The 18,591-nt window shown below is 61.7% G+C and carries 15 protein-coding genes; 12 read left to right on the plus strand and 3 right to left on the minus strand.

Annotated elements, in window-relative coordinates; all coding sequences use genetic code 11:
* The first annotated feature begins 6 nt into the window (after positions 1 to 6).
* From ACIONG_RS14870 to madM, 11 genes are all read left to right on the plus strand, one after another.
* The gene (locus ACIONG_RS14870) at positions 7 to 5,910 is read left to right on the plus strand and encodes an Hpt domain-containing protein (protein WP_401300505.1); all 5,904 of its coding nucleotides are present in this window, start codon (positions 7 to 9) and stop codon (positions 5,908 to 5,910) included.
* Positions 5,903 to 6,373, plus strand: coding sequence for a chemotaxis protein CheW (locus ACIONG_RS14875; protein ID WP_103304293.1), 471 nt, complete (start codon positions 5,903 to 5,905; stop codon positions 6,371 to 6,373). Before ACIONG_RS14870 ends, ACIONG_RS14875 begins: the two co-directional genes overlap by 8 nt.
* 482 nt (positions 6,374 to 6,855) lie before the next feature.
* Positions 6,856 to 8,526, plus strand: a complete 1,671-nt coding sequence (gene mdcA, locus ACIONG_RS14880) for a malonate decarboxylase subunit alpha (protein WP_401300509.1) — start codon at positions 6,856 to 6,858, stop codon at positions 8,524 to 8,526.
* Positions 8,526 to 9,398, plus strand: a complete 873-nt coding sequence (locus ACIONG_RS14885) for a triphosphoribosyl-dephospho-CoA synthase (protein ID WP_401300512.1) — start codon at positions 8,526 to 8,528, stop codon at positions 9,396 to 9,398. Before mdcA ends, ACIONG_RS14885 begins: the two co-directional genes overlap by 1 nt.
* The gene (locus tag ACIONG_RS14890; protein ID WP_007913697.1) at positions 9,398 to 9,697 is read left to right on the plus strand and encodes a malonate decarboxylase subunit delta; all 300 of its coding nucleotides are present in this window, start codon (positions 9,398 to 9,400) and stop codon (positions 9,695 to 9,697) included. The genes ACIONG_RS14885 and ACIONG_RS14890 overlap by 1 nt, the downstream gene beginning before the upstream one ends.
* Entirely contained in the window at positions 9,690 to 10,541 is an 852-nt protein-coding gene (locus tag ACIONG_RS14895; protein ID WP_401300515.1) for a biotin-independent malonate decarboxylase subunit beta, read from the plus strand. Before ACIONG_RS14890 ends, ACIONG_RS14895 begins: the two co-directional genes overlap by 8 nt.
* Positions 10,538 to 11,323, plus strand: coding sequence for a biotin-independent malonate decarboxylase subunit gamma (gene mdcE / locus ACIONG_RS14900; RefSeq protein WP_401300518.1), 786 nt, complete (start codon positions 10,538 to 10,540; stop codon positions 11,321 to 11,323). The genes ACIONG_RS14895 and mdcE overlap by 4 nt, the downstream gene beginning before the upstream one ends.
* Positions 11,317 to 11,937, plus strand: a complete 621-nt coding sequence (locus ACIONG_RS14905) for a malonate decarboxylase holo-ACP synthase (protein ID WP_401300521.1) — start codon at positions 11,317 to 11,319, stop codon at positions 11,935 to 11,937. Before mdcE ends, ACIONG_RS14905 begins: the two co-directional genes overlap by 7 nt.
* The gene (mdcH, locus tag ACIONG_RS14910) at positions 11,934 to 12,854 is read left to right on the plus strand and encodes a malonate decarboxylase subunit epsilon (RefSeq protein WP_401300524.1); all 921 of its coding nucleotides are present in this window, start codon (positions 11,934 to 11,936) and stop codon (positions 12,852 to 12,854) included. Before ACIONG_RS14905 ends, mdcH begins: the two co-directional genes overlap by 4 nt.
* Before the next feature lie 66 nt (positions 12,855 to 12,920).
* Entirely contained in the window at positions 12,921 to 13,337 is a 417-nt protein-coding gene (gene madL, locus ACIONG_RS14915) for a malonate transporter subunit MadL (RefSeq protein ID WP_003229065.1), read from the plus strand.
* Between the two features lies 1 nt (position 13,338).
* On the plus strand, positions 13,339 to 14,103 hold the full coding sequence (gene madM, locus ACIONG_RS14920) for a malonate transporter subunit MadM (protein ID WP_401300527.1): 765 nt from the start codon (positions 13,339 to 13,341) through the stop codon (positions 14,101 to 14,103).
* A gap of 190 nt (positions 14,104 to 14,293) precedes the next feature.
* Here the strand turns inward: madM and ACIONG_RS14925 are convergent, their stop codons facing one another.
* On the minus strand, positions 14,294 to 15,214 hold the full coding sequence (locus tag ACIONG_RS14925; protein WP_103304285.1) for a LysR substrate-binding domain-containing protein: 921 nt from the start codon (positions 15,212 to 15,214) through the stop codon (positions 14,294 to 14,296).
* Between the two features lie 142 nt (positions 15,215 to 15,356).
* On the opposite strand from ACIONG_RS14925, the gene ACIONG_RS14930 reads away from it, so the two are divergent.
* Entirely contained in the window at positions 15,357 to 15,974 is a 618-nt protein-coding gene (locus tag ACIONG_RS14930) for a hemolysin III family protein (protein ID WP_103304284.1), read from the plus strand.
* Between the two features lie 111 nt (positions 15,975 to 16,085).
* Here ACIONG_RS14930 and ACIONG_RS14935 read toward each other — a convergent pair whose 3' ends face one another.
* A complete protein-coding gene (locus ACIONG_RS14935) occupies positions 16,086 to 16,805 on the minus strand; it encodes a 16S rRNA (uracil(1498)-N(3))-methyltransferase (RefSeq protein ID WP_401300531.1) in 720 nt (239 codons plus the stop codon).
* Positions 16,806 to 16,940: 135 nt separating this feature from the next.
* A complete protein-coding gene (locus ACIONG_RS14940; protein WP_103304282.1) occupies positions 16,941 to 18,347 on the minus strand; it encodes an adenosylmethionine--8-amino-7-oxononanoate transaminase in 1,407 nt (468 codons plus the stop codon).
* Positions 18,348 to 18,591: the final 244 nt, after the last annotated feature.

The following is an 18,591-nucleotide window of genomic DNA, read 5'->3' on the forward strand; positions in this document are numbered from 1 at the left end:
GTGGTTATGGGTAATCGGCACGACTATGTGGCCCTCGAGTGGGTCAAAGGCGAAATTGCCGAAACGCTGAAACTGGCGCATCAGGCGATAGAAGCCGTGCTCGATGATCCGCAGGCCTTCCCCGGGCTGGACGAGTGTCTGGATTACATCCATCAGGTTCACGGCAGCCTGCAGATCGTCGAGTTCTACGGCGCAGCGCTGCTCGCCGAAGAAATGGAGCATCTGGTCGAAGCCTTGCAGCACGAACGTGTCAGTCATCGCGATGAAGCGTTGCACCTGTTGCTGCAAGCGCTGGGACAATTGCCGATCTACCTCGATCGCGTGCAGAGCGCTCGCCGAGATTTGCCGCTGGTGGTTCTGCCGCTGATCAATGATCTGCGCAGCGCTCGCGGCGAAAGCCTGCTCTCGGAAACCAGCCTGTTCAGCCCGCAATTGCCCGAGTTACCGCCGCTGAGTGCAGACGCGTTGGCACTGCTGGAACCGGCCGAACTGCCGAACGTGCTGCGCAAATTGCGCCAGATGCTGCAAATGGCGCTGGTCGGTCTGTTGCGTGAGCAGGATGACCAGACGCATCTGGAATACTTGGCTAAAGTCTTCAGCCGCCTCGAAGCATTGAGCGGCGAGGCGCCGCTGAGCCCGTTGTGGCAGGTCGCCTCGGCGCTGGTCGAAGGCATGCGCGACGGCGCCATCGCCAACAGCCCGGCGCTGCGCAGCCTGTTCAAGGACGCCGACAAGGAACTCAAACGCCTGCTCGACCAAGGCATGCGCGGCCTCAATCAGCCGCCACCGCCGGAGCTTTTGAAAAGCCTGTTGTTCTATATTGCCAAGGCCGAACATCCCACCGGGCAGATGCTGACCATGAAAGATCGCTACTCCCTGGACGACGCGTTGCCCGACAGCGCGATGGTCGACGAAGAACGCGCGCGCCTGGCCGGCCCCGACCGCGATGCGATGCGCTCTGTACTGGCGGCATTGTGCGAAGAACTGGTACGGGTCAAGGAACGCCTCGATCTGTTCGTGCGCAGCGACCGTCAACATGCGTCGGATCTGGAAAGTCTGTTGGCGCCGCTGCGGCAGATCGCCGACACCCTCGCGGTGCTCGGTTTCGGCCAGCCGCGCAAGGTCATCATCGATCAACTGGCGGTGGTGCTCAGCCTCGCCCAGGGCCATCGCGAACCCAACGATGCCACGTTGATGGACGTCGCCGGCGCGCTGCTTTATGTCGAGGCGACGCTCGCCGGAATGGTTGGCACGGTCGAGCCGGAAAGTCCGGAAGACTCACGCCTGCCCACCACCGACCTGACGCAGATCCATCAGATCGTCATCAAGGAAGCGCGCATCTGCCTGCAACAGGCCAAGGACATGATCGTCGACTACATCGACGCTGATTGGGACCGCCAGCACCTGCAACCGTTGCCGGAGCTGTTGACTCAGGTGCGCGGTGCATTGGCGATGATTCCGCTGAATCGTGCGGCGAGCCTGGTCGAGGCCTGCAACGGTTTTATCCGCGAACATCTGCTGCTTGATCCGCACGAGCCGGGCTGGGAACAACTCGATCACCTGGCCGATGTCATCAGCAGCCTTGAGTATTACCTTGAACGCTTGAGCGACGACCCGCAGGCCCCGAGCGAACAATTGCTCGACGTCGCGCAAAAGAGCCTCGCCCGTCTCGGTTATTTTCCGGATGAAGAGCCCGACGTGCCGGTTCTCGAGGAAGTTCTCAGCCCCAGCGAAGCGCTGGTGATGCAGGACATGCAGGCGCTGGACGATCCCGAGATTGTGCAGTCGCTGGCCGACGTGTTGGCCAGCCCGGTCTCGGCGGTCAATCCGCCGGCGCTGATCACCCCCGGCAGCCTGATGCCGCCGCCGGCCGATGAAGAACCGGTCGACGATGAACTGCGCGAAGTGTTCCTCGAAGAGACCGACGAGGTCCTCGAAGTCCTCCACGAATACCTGCCGCGCTGGTCGGCCAATCCGCAGGACCGTGCCGCTCTGACCGAACTGCGCCGCGCCTTTCACACCTTGAAAGGCAGCGGGCGCATGGTCCGTGCGCTGATCCTTGGCGAACTGGCCTGGGCTGTGGAAAACCTGCTCAACCGCGTGCTCGAACAAAGCGTCGAGCCCGGCGCAGTGGTGCCGCAACTGCTCACCGATACGGTGCTGTTGCTGCCGGAACTGATCAGCGAATTCGCCACCAACAGCCAGCGCCAGCGCAGCGATGTCGATCAACTCGCCGCCCGCGCCCACGCCTTGGCCAAGGGTGACCAACCGCTGGCCGCCGAAGACGTCAACGATGTCGCGGCGCTCGATCCGTTGTTGCTGGAGATCTTCCGCAACGAAGCCGAGACGCACTTGGCCAGTCTCAACCGCTTCCTCGATCAAGCCGCCGAGCATGTGCCGCTGCCGGCCAGCGACGAATTGCAGCGCGCCTTGCACACCCTCAAGGGCAGTGCGTCGATGGCTGGCGTACTGCCGATTGCCGAACTGGCAGCACCGCTCGATCAATTGGCCCGTGAGTTCAAGGCGCACCAACTGCCGCTCGATCTCGATGAAGTGGAATTGCTACTTGAGGCCGAAGGGTTGTTTCGCGTCGGTTTGCGTCAGCTCAAACACGATCCGCTGGCGCCGATTGTCGGCGCGCAATCGCTGATCAAACGTACCGAAACACTGCTCGCCGAGCGTCTTGAATCGATCCTCAATGCGCCGAACACCGGATTGCGCATCAAGCGTGATCCGCAGTTGCTCAACAACTTCCTCGCCCAGGGCATGGACATCCTGCTCGATGCCGAAAACCTTTTGCAGCGCTGGCAGCAGCATCCCGGCGAACGCCAGGAACTCAGTGCGCTGCTGGATGAACTGACCACCCTCGGCGAAGGTGCGCACCTGGCGGATCTGCTGCCGGTCGATGTGCTCTGCGAAGCGTTGCTCGATCTTTATGGCGCCGTGGAAGAAAGCAGCCTCGCGGTCAGCGACCGGTTTTTCCATGAGGCGCAAAACGCCCATGAAGCGCTGATCAACATGCTCGACGAACTGGCCGCCGGCCAGGAAGTCACGCCGCAGCCTGCGCGGATTCGTGCGTTGCATGAGCTACTCGACGAAAGCCTCGATCCGTCATCCATGGGCCTGATCCGCAGCGATGGCAGCCGCACCTTGAGCATCCGCGAACTGGGCGCGGCGACCGCCGAGCTTGCGCAGAAAACCGTAACGTCTGAACCTGACGACGAGATCGTCGAGATCTTCCTTGAAGAGGCCGTGGATATTCTCGACAGCGCCGGGCAAGCCTTGCAGCGCTGGCTGAATGACCCGGACAACGTCGCGCCGCTGTCGTCGTTGCAGCGCGATTTGCACACCCTCAAGGGTGGTGCGCGGATGGCCGAAGTCGAGACCATCGGCGATCTGGCCCAAGACCTGGAAAGCCTTTACGAAGGTTTGCTTGATCGGCGTTACAGTCACAGCGAAGCCCTTGGCCGTTTGCTGCACAAGAGCCATGACCGCTTGGCGTTGTTGCTTGAACAGCTGCAAAACCATCAGCCGCTGAACCCGGCGCTGGATCTGATCGAATCGATCCGACAGCTGCGTCAGGGCTCATCCGCCACGGCCGAAACGGCGCAACCGGCCATCGATCACGAAGGCGCCGGGCATGACCCGGAGTTGCTGGAAATCTTCCTCGAAGAAGGTTTCGACATCATCGAGAACTCCGGCGCCGCGCTGCTGCGCTGGCAGGCCGAGCCGGGCAATCGCCAGGAAGTGGAAACCCTGCTGCGCGATCTGCACACCCTCAAGGGTGGCGCGCGGATGGTCGAGATCGGCCCGATCGGCGACCTCGCTCACGAACTCGAATACCTTTACGAAAGCCTTTCTGCCGGCACGCTGCCTGCGTCGACCGAGCTGTTTGCGCTGGTGCAGCGCGGCCATGACCGACTGGCGCAAATGCTCGATGCCGTGCGCGCCGGGCAACCGTGTCCGCCAGCGGATCGGCTGATCAATGCGATCCAGAGTTTCAGCCATCCGCTGACGCCTGAAGCGCCGCCACTGTTGCCTCTGCCGGTTAAAACCGAGACCGCGCCACCCGCTGCCGAGGTGGCGGCGGACATGGTCAAGGTCTCTGCCGAGCTGCTCGACGAACTGGTCAATCTGGCCGGGGAGACCTCGATTTTCCGTGGTCGTATCGAACAGCAAGTCAATGACGCACAAGTCGCGCTCAACGAGATGGAAACCACCATCGAGCGCATGCGCGATCAGTTGCGCCGCCTCGACACCGAAACCCAGGGGCGTATCCTCAGCCGTCAGCAAGTCGATGCCGAGCGCCTCGGCTACGAGGAATTCGATCCGCTGGAAATGGATCGGCATTCGCAGCTGCAGCAACTGTCGCGGGCGTTGTTCGAGTCCGCTTCCGACTTGCTTGATCTGAAGGAAACCCTCGACCGCCGCAACCACGATGCCGAGAACCTGTTGCAGCAACAGGGCCGCATCAACACCGAATTGCAGGAAGGCCTGATGCGTACGCGCATGGTGCCGTTCGAACGCATGTTGCCGCGCCTCAAGCGCATCGTCCGCCAGGTTGCCGAAGAACTGAACAAAGACGTCGCGTTTGTCGTCGGCAATGCCGAAGGCGAGATGGATCGCAATGTGCTGGAACGCATGGCCGCACCGCTGGAGCACATGCTGCGCAACGCCGTCGACCATGGTCTGGAGTCTGCCGAAGTGCGCCTGGCGGCGGGCAAACCGGCGCAGGGTACTATCACGCTGGACCTGTCCCGCGAGGGTGGCGACATCGTTTTCGACATCCGCGACGATGGAGCCGGCGTGCCTTTGGAGGCCGTACGGCGCAAGGCGATCAAGCGCGGATTGCTCGCGCCGGACGCCGAGATCAGCGACCGCGACGTGTTGCAGTTCATCCTTCAGCCGGGTTTCTCCACCGCCGAGAAAATCACCCAGATTTCCGGGCGTGGCGTCGGCATGGACGTGGTGCACGAAGAAGTCCGCCAGTTGGGCGGCAGCATGAGCATTGATTCGGTGCCGGGGCAGGGCGTGCATTTCCGTATTCGCCTGCCGTTCACCGTGTCGGTCAACCGCGCATTGATGGTGCAGTGCGGTGAGGATCAATATGCGATTCCGCTGAACACCATCGACGGTATCGTCCGCGTCTTGCCGAATGATCTGGACGGCCATTTCCGTCTCGATCCGCCGAGTTATCAATACGGTGGCCAACGCTATGAGTTGTGCTATCTGGGCGAACTGCTGAAAACTTCATCGCGGCCGAAACTGCTGGGTCAGAGCCTGCCGTTGCCGGTGTTGCTGGTGCAGTACAACGACCGACGCATAGCGGTGCAGGTCGACACCATGGCCGGTACTCGCGAGATTGTGGTGAAGAGCCTCGGCCCGCAGTTCGCAGCGGTGCAGGGCGTGTCCGGCGCGACGATTCTCGGCGATGGCCGGGTGGTGCTGATTCTCGATTTGCTCGCGCCGATCCGCGCAATGCAGGCGCGCGTTGCGCAGTATCCGACGCTGCCGGACATCGACAGCGAGCCGCAGAAGCCGTTGCTGGTCATGGTGGTCGACGACTCGGTTACCGTGCGCAAGGTCACCAGTCGTTTGCTCGAACGCCACGGCATGAACGTGTTGACCGCCAAGGACGGGGTCGACGCCATGCTCCTGCTCGAAGAACACATGCCCGACCTGATGCTGCTCGACATCGAAATGCCGCGCATGGACGGCTTCGAAGTCGCCACCCAAGTGCGCAACGACGAACGCCTGCAACACCTGCCCATCATCATGATCACCTCGCGCACCGGCCAGAAACACCGCGACCGCGCCATGGCCATCGGCGTCAACGACTACCTCGGCAAGCCGTACCAGGAATCGGTGCTGCTCGAAAGCATTGCCCACTGGAGCAAGAAACATGCATGAGCGCCGGCACAATCAGCGCAGCAGTCAACTCACCGGTTTGCTGCTGCCGTTGGCGGATCGCAATCTGATCCTGCCCAACGTGGCGGTGGCCGAGCTGATCGACTATCAAGCCAGCGCCTTCGACTTGGACACGCCTCCGTGGTATCTGGGGCGGGTGATGTGGCGCGAGCGGCAGATTCCGCTGCTGAGTTTCGAGTCGGCGTGCGGGCAGAAAATTGTCATTGGCGAGCGGGCGCGGATCGTGATTCTCAATGCGCTCGGTGGATTGCCGGAGTTGAAGTTCATTGCGCTGCTGGTGCAGGGGATTCCGCGCTCTTACAAGCTCGATAGCCAGTTGAGTTACGTCGATGTGCCGTTGTGTGCGCTGGAGCAGGCGGCGGTGCAGGTCGGAGAGCAGGTAGCGAAGGTGCCGGATTTGTTGGGGCTGGAGAAGTTGTTGGTGGAGGCTGGCCTGGTCCATTGATCCAGAGCTTTCAGTGATCTGACAGGCCCCATCGCTGGCAAGCCAGCTCCCACGGTGTCCGAGTCGTATTCAAATCTGTGAACCCCGCAGAATCCTGTGGGAGCTGGCCTGCAGGTTCTTACAGGGTCCGAGTTGTGTTCGAATTTTGTGAGCCACACAAAACCCTGTGGGAGCTGGCTTGCCAGCGATGGGGCCAGTGGCATAAGCAACTTCCTACCGGCCAACCCCCTGACTCATCGGCGGACTTATCCAGAACTTACGCCGCTTTGGCTGGCCTCTTCGCGAGCAGGCTCGCTCCCACATTAGATCTTCAGTGCCCCCCGGTTTTCGCGGACGATAGAAATCCCCTGTGGGAGCGAGCCTGCTCGCGAAGGCGGCGGTGAACGTTACGCTCAGCGTAATGATTCACCACTGCGCTTGATTGATGCCCTCACCCCACACGCCTAACTTTGCTCCACGACAGCGAACCCCGTGGAGTGAGCATGACAACAACAATTTCCCCCGACTCGCGCTGGACGCGGCGGCGTGACGAGAAGCAGCGGCGTCTCGACAAGGTGCGCGGGCTGGCCGACGGTGTGGTGTTGCCCACCGACAAGATCGTCACCGCGCTCGAAGCGCTGATCCATCCCGGCGACCGTGTGGTGCTCGAAGGCAATAACCAGAAGCAGGCGGATTTCCTTTCCCGCTCGCTGGCCAAGACCGACCCGGAAAAGCTCCACGACCTGCACATGATCATGCCCAGCGTCGGCCGCTCCGAGCACCTCGACCTGTTCGAACGCGGCATCGCCCGCAAGCTCGATTTCTCCTTCGCCGGCACCCAGAGCCTGCGCATCAGCCAGTTGCTTGAAGACGGCCTGCTGGAAATCGGCGCGATTCACACCTACATCGAACTCTACGCCCGACTGGTGGTGGACCTGATCCCCAACGTCGTGCTCTCGGCCGGTTTCATGGCCGACCGCGCCGGCAACATCTACACCGGCCCCAGCACCGAAGACACCCCGGCACTGATCGAACCGGCCGCGTTCAGCGACGGTATCGTCATCGTCCAGGTCAACCAGTTGGTCGACGACGTCAGTGAACTCCCACGCGTGGACATTCCAGCGTCATGGGTCGATTTCGTCGTAGTTGCCGACAAGCCGTTCTATATCGAACCGCTGTTCACCCGCGACCCACGCCACATCAAGCCTGTCCACGTGTTGATGGCGATGATGGCGATTCGCGGGATCTACGAAAAACACAACGTGCAATCGCTCAACCACGGCATCGGTTTCAACACCGCCGCCATCGAGTTGATCCTGCCCACCTACGGCGAATCCCTCGGCCTTAAAGGCAAGATCTGCCGCAACTGGACGCTCAACCCGCACCCGACGCTGATCCCGGCGATTGAAAGCGGCTGGGTCGAAAGCGTGCATTGCTTCGGCACCGAGTTGGGCATGGAAAACTACATCGCCGCGCGTCCCGACGTGTTCTTCACCGGCCGCGACGGCTCGCTGCGTTCCAACCGGATGTTCTGCCAACTGGCCGGGCAGTACGCGGTGGACCTGTTTATCGGCGCGACGCTGCAGGTCGATGGCGATGGCCATTCCTCTACCGTCACCCGTGGCCGCCTCGCCGGTTTCGGTGGTGCGCCAAACATGGGCCATGACCCGCGTGGTCGTCGTCACGGCACTCCAGCGTGGCTGGACATGCGCCATGACGACTCGCAGCAACCGATGCTCGAACGTGGCAAGAAACTTGTGGTGCAAATGGTCGAGACGTTTCAGGAGGGCGGCAAACCGACCTTCGTCGAAACCCTCGACGCGGTCGAAGTGGCGAAGAAAAGCGGCATGCCGCTGGCGCCGATCATGATCTACGGCGACGACGTCACCCACCTGCTTACCGAAGAAGGCATCGCCTACCTGTACAAGGCGCGCTCGCTGGAAGAGCGTCAGGCGATGATCGCCGCCGTTGCGGGCGTCACCGCCATCGGCCTGCGCCACAACCCGAAAGACACCGAACGCATGCGCCGCGAAGGCCTGATCGCCTTGCCCGAAGACCTCGGCATCCGCCGCACCGACGCCACCCGCGAACTGCTCGCGGCGAAAAGCGTGGCCGATCTGGTCGAGTGGTCTGGTGGCTTGTACAACCCGCCCGCCAAATTCAGGAGCTGGTAATGCACGCATTTAACCTGCAAGCGAAACCGCTATCCCTGGCTGATCGATTGGCCGATCTGGCGGTGGACGCGCTGATCGACGAAGCGGATCTGTCGCCGAAACCGGCGCTGGTCGACCGTCGTGGCAATGGCGCGCACACCGATTTGCACCTGGGCCTGATGCACGCTTCAGCGCTGGCCTTGTGGCCGGCGTTCAAGGAAATGGCTGAAGCGGCAGTTGCAATCGGCGAGGTCGGTTCAACGTTGCGCGAAGCGATTGGCCGCATTGGCCGTGAAGGCGAACAAGCCATGCTCGCCACCACCAACGGTGTGAACACGCATCGCGGAGCAATTTGGGCCTTGGGCCTGTTGGTGACGGCCGCTGCACTGGAACCGCAATCCTCCAGCGCCAACGCCGTGACCCTGCGCGCTGCACGTCTGGCCTTGCTGGATGACCGCTACGCACCGAAGCCATTGAGCCACGGCGCCCAAGTCGCCCTGTGTTACGGCGCCCGTGGTGCCCGTGAAGAAGCGCAACTCGGCTTCCCTTCGGTGCTGCAACGCGGCCTGCCGCAACTCAAGCGCAGCCGCGCCAACGGCCACGGCGAACAGAACGCCCGACTCGACGCCTTGCTCGCGATCATGACTGACCTGGCTGACACCTGCGTGCTCTACCGCGCTGGCGAACAAGGCCTGCACGCCATGCAACACGGCGCGCAAGCGGTGCTCGACGCCGGTGGCAGCGCCAGCCTCAGCGGTCGTCGCCGTTTGCACGAACTCGATCAACAACTCATCGCATTGAATGCCTCGCCCGGTGGCGCCGCCGACTTGCTCGCCGCCACGCTACTGCTCGACCGCATCGAGCGCGACGGCATCCTTCAGGGAGCGTTTTGATGGAAACCCTATCGTTTGAATTCCCCGCCGGGCAGCCGCCACGCGGGCGGGCGCTGGTCGGTTGTGTCGGCTCGGGTGATCTGGAAGTGCTGATCGAACCGGGCCTGGCCGGCAAGCTGACGATCAATGTGCAGACCTCGGTCAACGGTGCGCAGTTGCGCTGGCAGCATCTGTTTGCGCGGATGTTCGACGGCACCACGCCGCCGGCCATGGCCATCGATATTCACGATTTCGGCGCGACCCCCGGTGTCGTGCGACTGCGACTGGAACAAGGTTTCGAGGAGATCGGCCATGACTGACAGCGCAGCGCTTTTGCACAAACACAGCTTCGTCGAACTCGGCGCACGGCAACGGGCGAAAGCCTTGCTCGATGCCGGGACTTTTCGCGAATTGCTTGATCCGTTTCAACGCGTCATGTCGCCATGGCTCGAACGCCAGGGCGTGGTGCCGCAAGCCGATGACGGCGTGGTGATCGCCAAGGGCAGCCTCGACGGTTTGCCGGTGGTGATCGCGGCGATTGAAGGCGCATTTCAGGGCGGCAGCCTTGGCGAAGTCGGCGGGGCGAAGATTGCCGGTGCGCTGGAACTGGCGGCTGAAGACAACCGCAAAGGCATTCCGACCCGCGCGGTGTTGCTGCTGGAAACCGGTGGTGTGCGTTTGCAGGAAGCCAATCTCGGGTTGGCGGCGATTGCCGATATTCATGCGGCGATTGTCGATTTGCAGCAGTACCAACCGGTGGTCGGTGTGGTCGCCGGTAGCGTCGGTTGTTTCGGAGGTATGTCGATTGCAGCGGCGCTGTGCAGCTATTTGCTGGTGACCCAGGAAGCACGCCTCGGCCTCAACGGCCCGCAGGTGATTGAGCAGGAAGCGGGGATCGAAGAATACGACTCCCGCGACCGGCCGTTCATTTGGAGCCTGACTGGCGGCGAGCAGCGTTTCGCCAGCGGTCTGGTAGACCGTTACGTGGCCGATGACGTGGCGAAAATTCGTCAGCAAGTCGGCGAATTGCTTCAGCAAGGTTTGCCGGCGCAACCGCGCAGCCAACGTGCCGAATGGTTCCTGCAACGCCTGAGCAGTCTGAACACTGACCAGCAAATCGAACCGTCGGTGGTTCGCGATCTGTATCAAGGAGAGCGCTCATGAGCGGTTATTCACTGCGCGGTTTGAACTGGTTCAACGCCTTGAGCGCGGGCGCTGTCGCGGTCGAAGGGCTGCCGGCCTCGTTGAAGGTCGCTGACGGTGAGCTGGGGCGTTTTATCGCTGTGGTGGCTGACCCGGACAATCGTTTTCCGCGTGCTCGCAATGGCGAAGTCGGTTTGCTTGAAGGCTGGGGTCTGGCCAAGGCTGTGGATGATGCGGTCACTGCTGATCGTGATAAGGCGCAGAAGCGCCCGATCATCGCCATCGTCGATGTGCCGAGCCAGGCTTATGGTCGGCGTGAAGAAGCGCTCGGCATTCATCAGGCCTTGGCCGGCGCTGCGGACAGCTATGCCCGCGCGCGTCTGGCCGGGCATCCGGTGATTGCGTTGTTGGTGGGCAAGGCGATGTCCGGGGCGTTTCTGGCTCACGGTTATCAGGCCAACCGCCTGATCGCGCTGCGTGATCCGGGGGTGATGGTGCATGCGATGGGCAAGGCTTCGGCGGCGCGGGTGACCTTGCGCAGTGTTGAAGAACTGGAAGCGCTGACCGCCAGTGTGCCGCCGATGGCTTATGACATCGACAGCTACGCCAGCCTCGGATTGCTCTGGGAAACCTTGTCGGTTGAGCAGATTGAACAGCCGACGGCGGAGGATCTATCAAGGGTTAACGAATGCCTGAAGCAAGCCATTGGCGATATCTCCGGCACTGATCTGAGCAATCGTCTCGGCGCCAAGAATCGTGCGGCCTCGAGCAAGGTTCGCGAGTTGCTGAGGGCGCAGTGGTGAGCACCCCTCTGGCTCACGACCTGCTTTGGGGCATGACCCCGGCGCAGTTGCCGGCGGGTGCGCCGCAGTGGGCAGTCGAGTCATTGGCCGCCGGGCAACCGGTGGTGGTGCGGCGGGCGCTGAGCGAGGAAGGTTTAATCGCGGTCGGCGTGCGCGGCGTATTGCGCGAGCAACGGCTGGCGGCATTCATGGCTATCGATTCGATTACCTGTCGGGTCAGTCCCGAAGCGCTGTGTCATGTCGATTGCGAGCGCGATCTGCCAGTGATGCAGGCGCTCCAACAACTGCGGCCGATGCTCGATGACTGCGGTTGGGTCTGGGGTGTCAGCGGCAGCGTCGGCTTTGAATTGGCCAGTGGTTTTACCGCGATGCACGCGGCCAGTGATCTCGATTTGATCCTGCGTACCCCGCAACTGCTCACCCGTAATCAGGCACGAAAACTGGTCGCGTTGTTCGATCAGGCCTTGTGCCGGGTCGACATGCAATTGCAGACGCCGTTCGGTGCTGTGGCCCTGCGCGAGTGGGCCAGCGGTTCGGCACGGGTGCTGCTGAAAAACGTCGATCAGGCCTGTCTGGTCGCCGATCCATGGAATCCGCAGGAGCAGGCAGCGTGAGCAGTCTGCTGGTGTTTCCCGGCCAGGGCGCGCAGCAAGCAGGCATGCTCCAGCGTTTGCCTGGAGAAACGTTGACCGAGGCCAGTGATGTACTCGGTGAAGATGTGCGGTTGCTTGACTCGGCCGAGGCGCTGCGCACAACGAGGGCGGTGCAGCTTTGTCTGCTGATCGCCGGGGTCGCGGCTTCACGGCAGTTGTTGCAGGACGGACTCACGGCGGATTACGTCGCCGGTTTGTCCATCGGTGCTTACCCGGCAGCGGTGGTTGCCGGGGCGTTGCGCTTCAGCGATGCGTTGCATCTGGTCAGCCTGCGTGGCGAGCTGATGCAGCAGGCTTATCCACAGGGCTACGGCATGACCGCGATCATCGGCCTGCAGTTATCCACCGTCGAAACGCTGCTGGCGCAGGTGCACAGCAAAGATTCGCCGGTGTACCTGGCCAACATCAACGCCGATAACCAGGTCGTCATTGCCGGCAGCGACGAGGCGATGCAAGCGGTCGCCGAACTGGCGCGCGGCCGTGGTGCCGGTCTGGCAAAGCGTCTGGCGGTGAGTGTGCCGTCGCACTGCCCGCTGCTGGAAAAACCGGCGCAAACCCTTGCCGAAGCCTTCGCCAAGGTAGAACTGAAAGCCCCAAAAATTGCTTACCTGAGCGGCAGTCGTGCGCGTCCGGTCATCAAGCCCGAAGCGCTACGCGACGACCTCGCTTTCAACATGTGCCGCGTGGTGGACTGGCGCGGCACCGTGCAAAGCGCTTACGAGCGCGGTGTACGGTTACAGATCGAACTGCCGCCCGGTGCGGTACTGACCGGGCTGGCGCGCCGGGTGTTCGAATCGGGCACTGTCACTGCCTTCGACAGTGCGCGGCTCGACACCTTGCAGGCGCTGTTGCGTGAGGAGGGAAGCCGCCAACTCTAAACCGCCGCGACTCAGGCTTCGAACAACAAAAACAACATTCGACGATGCACTTTGAGGACTACAACAATGATTATTTACGGTGTGGCGCTGTTGGCGATCTGTACGCTGGCAGGGGTGATCATGGGTGACATGCTCGGTGTGCTGCTGGGGGTCAAATCCAATGTCGGCGGGGTCGGCATCGCGATGATCCTGTTGATCTGCGCGCGGTTGTGGATGCAGAAACGCGGCGGCATGACCAAGGATTGCGAGATGGGCGTCGGCTTCTGGGGCGCGATGTATATTCCGGTGGTGGTGGCGATGGCTGCGCAACAAAACGTCGTCACCGCCCTGCACGGCGGACCGGTGGCGGTGCTGGCGGCGATTGGTTCGGTGGTGGTGTGTGGTTGCACGATTGCCTTGATCAGCCGCACCCATAAGGGCGAGCCATTGCCCGACGAACCGGTGGAAGTCACTCCGGTCGGCACCCCGGTAGGAGGTCGCTGACATGTGGGCACTCATTGAAAACGGTCTGGAACACAACGGTCTGGTCACTGCTTTCGCCTTCGTCGGCGTGATCATGTGGGTGTCGGTGATTCTCTCGAAACGTCTGACGTTCGGGCGCATTCACGGCTCGGCGATTGCCATTGTCATTGGTCTGGTATTGGCCTGGGTCGGCGGCACCATGACTGGCGGGCAGAAAGGCCTGGCGGATCTGACGCTGTTCTCCGGTATCGGCCTGATGGGCGGGGCGATGTTGCGTGATTTCGCGATCGTCGCCACCGCGTTCGAAGTGCAGGCGACCGAGGCGAAGAAGGCCGGGTTGATTGGTGTGATTGCGCTGCTGCTGGGCACGATCCTGCCGTTCATTGTCGGCGCGAGCATGGCCTGGGCGTTCGGTTATCGCGATGCGGTGAGCATGACCACCATTGGCGCGGGCGCGGTGACTTATATCGTCGGGCCGGTGACGGGGGCGGCGATTGGCGCGAGTTCGGATGTGATGGCGCTGTCGATTGCCACCGGGTTGATCAAGGCGATTCTGGTGATGGTCGGCACGCCGGTCGCGGCGCGCTGGATGGGCCTGGATAATCCGCGTTCGGCGATGGTGTTTGGTGGGTTGGCCGGCACGGTGAGTGGGGTGACTGCCGGGCTGGCGGCGACGGATCGGCGGTTGGTGCCTTATGGGGCGTTGACGGCGACGTTCCATACCGGGCTTGGGTGTTTGCTTGGGCCTTCGTTGTTGTTCTTCATTGTTCGCGGGATTGTGGGCTGAAGATCAAAAGCCCCTCACCCTAGCCCTCTCCCGGGGGGAGAGGGGACTGACCGCGGTGGATGTTGGAGGTACGCCGACCTGAAAGTCCTGAGTCGAACTCAGGTCTTGAAACCCATGAAGATCTGCTCCCTTTCCCCCTCGCCCCCTGGGGGAGAGGGCTGGGGTGAGGGGGTAAGCTCTTGATCTGCTGTTAATCCGCCAACTGCCGATTCGCATACATCCGACACTCCGCCAACAACGCCAGCAAGTTCGGATCCCGCTCTTTGGCCTTCAAGAACACCACGCCAATGTGCTGCTGCAACCGGTACTTCTCCTGCAACGGAATCAACTTCACCCGATTCTCATACACCGCCGCAATCCGCCCTGGCAGCAACGCATAACCTACTCCAGAGCTGACCATGCTCAGCAGGGTGAAGATGTCGTTCACCTGCATCGCCACCTTCGGCTCGAACCCTGCCTGCTTGAACACCCGGTTACCGTCCTGATGGGTGGCGAAGCCTTGGGTCAGGGTAATGAAGGTTTCATCGCGCACCTCCGCCAGATCCACTTCGCTGCGCTGGGCGAACCTTGAGTCCGCTGGCGTGGCGAGGAAGATGTCGTCGGAGAACAGCGCAATCTGCTCGCAGTCCGGGTCGTTGATGCTGTCGTCCAGCGACACCAGAATCGCGTCGACTTCCATGTTTTTCAGCTTGTAGAGCAAGTCGATATTCGAACCGAGGATCAGATCGATGTTGAGTTCGCTGCGGCGGATCTTCAGGCCCATGATCAGTTGCGGTACGGTCTTCACCGTCAGCGAATACAACGAGCCAAGCTTGAAACGTTCAGCGGAGAACCCGGCGGCTTCGCGGGTCAGGCGTACGCTTTCGACCACGTCCTGAATCAGCTTCTGTGCGCGTTCTTCCAGCACATAAGCGCTTTCCAGTGGTGTCAGGTTGCGGCCTTCGTGCTTGAACAGCGGGCAGCGCAGGGCGCTCTCCAGCGAGTGAATCGCGCGATGCACGCTGACATTGCTGGTCTGCAACTCGGCAGCGGCGCGGGCCAGATTGCCGGTGCGCATGAAGGCGAGGAACACCTCGAGTTTTTTCAGGGTCAATTCTTCGTCGATCAGCATGGCGCGGACTCTTTTTGGTATCGGCCGATTGTGCCCAATTAACCGGGCACGCGCAGGTTCGCGTTGAACAGAAACATTGCGCTTTTACGCTCAAGGCCCGAGCCTTGCGCGCTGCGGTAATGAATATTGAGGTGAGCGATACATGTATCACGGAGAACGATTGAACGCCTGGACCCATCTGGTCGGGGCGGTGGCGGCTTTTATCGGCGGGGTGTGGATGCTGGTGATCGCCAGCCTGGATGGCAGTCCATGGAAGATTGTCAGTGTGGCGATTTACGCTTTCACCCTGCTGGTGCTTTACAGCGCATCGACCGTGTACCACAGCGTGCGCGGGCGCAAAAAAGCGATCATGAAGAAGGTCGATCACTTTTCGATCTACCTTTTGATTGCCGGCAGTTATACGCCGTTCTGTCTGGTGACCTTGCGCGGGGTGTGGGGCTGGACGTTGTTCGGGATTGTCTGGGGGCTGGCGCTGATCGGGATCTTGCAGGAGATCAAACCGCGTTCCGAGGCGCGGATTCTGTCGATCGTGATCTACGCGGTGATGGGCTGGATCGTGCTAGTGGCGGTCAAGCCATTGATTGCGGCGCTGGGCACCATCGGGTTTGCCTGGCTGGCAACCGGTGGGGTTTTGTACACCGTGGGGATTATCTTTTTTGCCCTGGACCACCGGTTGCGGCATGCGCACGGGATCTGGCATCTGTTCGTCATCGCCGGGAGCCTGCTGCACTTTGTGGCGATTATGTTTTACGTCCTGTAGACCGAGGCGCTGCCAATCGCTGGCAAGCCAGCTCCCACAGGGTTCAGTGTTGTTCACAAAATTTTTGATCAACGAAGAACCTGTGGGAGTTGGCTTGCCAGCGATGGCGTCCTAGAAATCACCCCAAAGTTGTTGGGCCACCGCCAGTGCAACCACCGGCGCGGTCTCGGTGCGCAACACTCGCGGGCCGAGGCGGGCGGCATGGAAGCCGTTGCCCTTGGCCTGCTCAACCTCAGCATCCGTCAGCCCACCCTCAGGCCCGATCAGGAACGCCAGTGTTGCCGGTTTGGCATGACTCACCATCGGCTCGGCCACCGGGTGCAGCACCAGCTTCAGATCAGCTTCGGTCTGTTTGATCCAGTCCGCCAACAGCACCGGCGGATGAATCACCGGCACCCGCGAACGCCCGCATTGCTCACAAGCGCTGATCGCCACCTGACGCCAGTGCAGCAGGCGTTTGTCGGCGCGTTCGTCCTTCAGGCGGACTTCGCAGCGGTCGCTGAAGATCGGGGTGATTTCGCTCACGCCCAACTCGGTGGCTTTCTGGATCGCCCAGTCCATCCGCTCGCCCCGGGACAGGCCCTGGCCGAGGTGGATCTGCAGCGGCGATTCGACCTGGCCGGGCAATTGTTCGTCTATCTGCACGACGACGCGTTTCTTGCCGACTTCCACCAGCGATCCGCGAAACTCATGACCGGAGCCGTCGAACAGCTGCACCGCATCGCCCTCGGCCATGCGCAGCACGCGGCTGATGTAATGCGCCTGGGCTTCCGGCAATTCGTGTTCGCCAGTGCTCAGGGGGGCGTCGATAAAGAAGCGGGACAGTCTCATGGTGGTTCTCTTTAAGTAGATCGTTCCTACGCTCTGCGTGGGAATGCCTCATTGGACGCTCTGCGTCCGCTTTTGGGACGCGGAGCGTCCCGGGCTGCATTCCCACGCAGAGCGTGGGAACGAGTACGGTCGTGCTTAGCCGGGGTCACGGAAACCGGGATGGAAATCCTTCGGCACCGCCACGCTGACGCTGTCACGGGTGGCGATGTCGATACCTTCGCTGGCGACTTCGGCGAGGAAGTCGATCTGTTCCGGGGTGATCACGTACGGCGGCAGGAAATACACCACGCTGCCCAGCGGCCGCAGCAACGCGCCACGCTCCAGCGCATGCTGGAACACCTTCAAGCCACGGCGCTCCTGCCAAGGGTAGGCCTCTTTCGTGGCTTTATCCTTGACCATCTCGATGGCCAGGACCATGCCGGTCTGGCGCACTTCAGAGACGTTCGGGTGATCGACCAGATGTGCCGTCGCCGATGCCATGCGCTGGGCCAGTGCCTTGTTGTTCTCGATCACATTGTCCTGCTCGAAGATATCCAGCGTCGCCAACGCCGCCGCGCACGCCAGCGGATTGCCGGTGTAGCTGTGCGAATGGAGGAAGGCGCGCAGTGTCGGATAGTCGTCGTAGAACGCGCTGTAAACCTCGTCGGTGGTCAGGCACGCCGCCAGCGGCAGGTAACCACCGGTCAGGGCCTTGGACAGGCAGAGGAAGTCCGGACGGATGCCGGCCTGCTCGCAGGCAAACATCGTCCCGGTACGGCCGAAGCCGACGGCGATTTCGTCGAGGATCAAATGCACGCCGTAGCGGTCGCAGGCCTCGCGCAGCAGTTTCAGATACACCGGGTGATACATGCGCATGCCGCCGGCGCCTTGAATCAGCGGTTCGACGATCACTGCCGCAACACTGTCATGATGCTCGGCCAGGGTTTGCTCCATGGCCGCGAACATATTGCGCGAGTGCTCTTCCCAGCTCATGCCTTCAGGGCGCCCGTAGCAATCCGGGCTCGGCACTTTGATGGTGTCCATCAGCAGCGCCTTATAGGTCTCGGTGAACAGCGGCACGTCGCCAACGGCCATCGCCGCCATGGTTTCGCCGTGGTAGCTGTTGGTCAGAGTGACAAAGCGCTTCTTGGCAGGCTGGCCGCGATTGAGCCAGTAGTGAAAGCTCATTTTCAGCGCGACTTCGATGCAGGACGACCCGTTATCGGCGTAGAACACCCGGTTCAGGCCCTCGGGCGTCATCTTCACCAGACGCTCGGACAGCTCGATCACCGGTTGATGGCTGAAACCGGCCAGAATCACGTGTTCCAGTTGATCGACCTGATCCTTGATGCGCTGGTTGATGCGCGGGTTGGCGTGGCCGAACACATTGACCCACCACGAGCTGACCGCGTCGAGGTAGCGTTTGCCTTCGAAGTCTTCGAGCCAGACGCCTTCACCGCGCTTGATCGGGATCAGCGGCAGCTGTTCGTGGTCTTTCATCTGGGTGCAGGGATGCCACAGCACCGCGAGATCGCGTTGCATCCACTGGTTATTCAGGCCCATTTACAGTCTCCTCGAGGCGGCTCGCGTCTGGCGCGGGCAAACAATCGCGCAAGCCTATGCAATGCATCGCGTCGGGACAACCCATTGTGTCGATTGAGCTACTTTGGATGGGCCGATAGACGTCGCTGGCGGCGTTTTGATGGCTGACGTATTCTTCGCGGTTCTTTGGGTAGTCTTACCCGCAAAACTCCTATTTCCTAAGTGTAATTCAGGAGTTCGCTTAATCTATCTCGGTTGGCTGCGC

Origin of the sequence: Pseudomonas sp. NPDC087817, assembly GCF_044742875.1 — a bacterium.
Taxonomy (GTDB): Bacteria; Pseudomonadota; Gammaproteobacteria; order Pseudomonadales; family Pseudomonadaceae; genus Aquipseudomonas.

Coding starts and splice junctions, on each gene's coding strand:
- ACIONG_RS14870 (WP_401300505.1), top strand. CDS start 7: ATGGGTAATCGGCACGACTATGTGGCCCTCGAGTGGGTCAAAGGCGAA.
- ACIONG_RS14875 (WP_103304293.1), top strand. CDS start 5,903: ATGCATGAGCGCCGGCACAATCAGCGCAGCAGTCAACTCACCGGTTTG.
- mdcA (WP_401300509.1), top strand. CDS start 6,856: ATGACAACAACAATTTCCCCCGACTCGCGCTGGACGCGGCGGCGTGAC.
- ACIONG_RS14885 (WP_401300512.1), top strand. CDS start 8,526: ATGCACGCATTTAACCTGCAAGCGAAACCGCTATCCCTGGCTGATCGA.
- ACIONG_RS14890 (WP_007913697.1), top strand. CDS start 9,398: ATGGAAACCCTATCGTTTGAATTCCCCGCCGGGCAGCCGCCACGCGGG.
- ACIONG_RS14895 (WP_401300515.1), top strand. CDS start 9,690: ATGACTGACAGCGCAGCGCTTTTGCACAAACACAGCTTCGTCGAACTC.
- mdcE (WP_401300518.1), top strand. CDS start 10,538: ATGAGCGGTTATTCACTGCGCGGTTTGAACTGGTTCAACGCCTTGAGC.
- madL (WP_003229065.1), top strand. CDS start 12,921: ATGATTATTTACGGTGTGGCGCTGTTGGCGATCTGTACGCTGGCAGGG.
- madM (WP_401300527.1), top strand. CDS start 13,339: ATGTGGGCACTCATTGAAAACGGTCTGGAACACAACGGTCTGGTCACT.
- ACIONG_RS14925 (WP_103304285.1), bottom strand. CDS start 15,214: ATGCTGATCGACGAAGAATTGACCCTGAAAAAACTCGAGGTGTTCCTC.
- ACIONG_RS14930 (WP_103304284.1), top strand. CDS start 15,357: ATGTATCACGGAGAACGATTGAACGCCTGGACCCATCTGGTCGGGGCG.
- ACIONG_RS14935 (WP_401300531.1), bottom strand. CDS start 16,805: ATGAGACTGTCCCGCTTCTTTATCGACGCCCCCCTGAGCACTGGCGAA.
- ACIONG_RS14940 (WP_103304282.1), bottom strand. CDS start 18,347: ATGGGCCTGAATAACCAGTGGATGCAACGCGATCTCGCGGTGCTGTGG.